This window comes from Streptomyces sp. SID3343, from assembly GCF_009865215.1.
GTDB lineage: Bacteria > Actinomycetota > Actinomycetes > Streptomycetales > Streptomycetaceae > Embleya.
This window is the reverse complement of the sequence record NZ_WWJX01000166.1, coordinates 1-1,472: the sequence shown is the minus strand read 5'-3', so window position 1 is coordinate 1,472 and position 1,472 is coordinate 1. Positions and strand designations below refer to the sequence as shown.

Sequence of the window (1,472 nt, the reverse complement as noted above, 5' to 3'; positions counted from 1 at the left end):
GTTGGCGCCGTACCGCCGTCGCCGTCGTCGCGGCCGCGACGGTCGTTGCCACGGTGGCCTGGTACGCGACGAGCCCCGCCGGGTCGACCGCCTCGAACGCCTCGAACCCGGCCGAGCAGGCCGGGCCCGCAGCGCAAGTGGGCGGCGGAGCGCCGCGGATGATCGCGGCCGGCGCATGGACTACCACCACCCGGCTCGACTTCGCGGTCTGGTCCACGCGCGGCGCGCGCGCCGGCGACGAGGCGTTGACCGGGCGCGCCGTCCGGGCCTGGACCGCCCCCGACGACAAGGTCACGGTGACGCTCGGCCCCGGAACCCAGGCCGGCCCGCCGCTGGGCGCCCCCCACCTGCTCTACGCCGGCGACGTCGCGGGCGCCGCCGTCGTCCTGGTCGCCGACGGCTCACGACTGGCCCGCTACACCGAGGAGAACGGGCGGCGGCACCTGGCCGTGGCACCCGCCGACGACTCGGACGAGCGCTCCGCGTCCGCCGTCGTCCTGCGCCGCGAGTCGGGCGGCGTTCGGATGCTGCTCGCGCCATGGGTCGACTCGGCGGCGGTACGCGACCTGCGTCGCCCCGAGGACGAGAGCGCGGCGCTGACGGTCACCGACGGCGTGACCGCGCCGATGCCGGACGCGGCGACCGCAGCCAAGGGATGCGTCGGCGTCCCGGTACTCGAACTGCGCTCGGCGCGCGCGGCCGACGACCATCCGTATCTGCTCGCCGACCTGGGCGAACTGTCCGCGACCCACCTGACGTACATGCCGCCGCCGGACTACTTCCACACCGGACGCCCCTCCGAGGCCGCGTCCAGCGAACGCGCGCTCGACGTGTGGTCGCGGACCGCGTGCGCCCTCGACACGATGCGGGGGCAGGGACTGCGATTGGTCAACAACTGGGAGTTCGCCCACTTCGACCTACCGGAGGCGTCCGGCGAGGCGATGTGGTCGTGCATGCACGGCTTCGACCGCAAGGGCGGCGGCGACGTCGTGGTGCAGTTCCTGCCGCCTGGCGCGAGTGCGACCGGCGCGCAGACCGTCAACCGGCTCACCGACTCGCCCGCGTGCAGCCGGCCGAGCAACGACATCGTCGCCTACACGTGGTGGCGCTCGCGGACCGGCACCCGATACCTGGTCGCGGCCGGCACACGCGACGTGGTCAAGGTGACCGCGACCGGCTCGGTGACGGGCTCCGCCGACAGCCGCCAACTCGTCGTCAAGGTCCCCACCAGCGCCCCGGCCGCCATCGCTCCGCCGCAGATCACCGCGAACGTCAGGAACGGGACGGTGGTCAGGGGGATCGGCTGACGGATGGGGTGGGGCGGGCGCGCTTGGGCTGGGGATCGCGGCTGGGCGGGGCCGAGGGTGGGTTCTATGGGGGAGGCGGGGTTGGTTGTGAGGGCTCGGCGGGATGGCTGGACGGGGGAGCCGAGAGCAGGGGTTTGGGGGCGTGGCCGGTGAGGGGAGCGACGG

The 1,472-nt window shown here is 74.7% G+C and carries 1 pseudogene; it reads left to right on the top strand.

The annotated features are described in order from the left end of the window. Positions 1-1,307 (top strand): annotated as a pseudogene (locus GT354_RS06010) (hypothetical protein); the annotation flags it as partial. Positions 1,308-1,472: the final 165 nt, after the last annotated feature.